The 381-nt window shown below is 67.5% G+C and carries 1 protein-coding gene; it reads right to left on the reverse strand.

Annotation, left to right across the window (positions count from 1 at the left end; translation table 11 throughout):
* Positions 1–381 (reverse strand): BID domain-containing protein (locus tag MOV76_RS39535; RefSeq protein ID WP_247266633.1); only part of this gene is annotated, 381 nt, incomplete at both ends.

Consider the following 381-nt stretch of genomic DNA (forward strand, 5'->3'; position numbering starts at 1 on the left):
GCGATAGCCTGGCGTTCGGCATCGAGCACATTGACGTAGGCCGAACCGAGCGATCGCAAACGGGCGGCGGCTTCAGGCACGGCCTGCACCGCCTCTTTCCGCTCCCGGCCGACGGCCAGCATCCGGTCCATCAGGCGATCGGAACCGCGCAATGCGCCGTAGGCGGCCGGATCGTTGGTCACCGCGGCCGCGATGCGCTCGCCAGCAAAACCTTTCTGAAGCAGATCTTCGATCTTGCCGACGGCGCCGACCGGATCGCGCCAGATCGTGCTTGCCACCGCCGCCAGCGCTGCTCGCTGCTGGCGATAGAGAGGATCTGAGAGCACACGCGAGCGCGCCTCCTCGTCGATCGCGGTCCTGAACTCGGTGACGGCGGCAAGC

It is taken from the genome of Rhizobium sp. PRIMUS64 (assembly GCF_023006465.1).
Lineage (GTDB): Bacteria > Pseudomonadota > Alphaproteobacteria > Rhizobiales > Rhizobiaceae > Rhizobium > Rhizobium leguminosarum.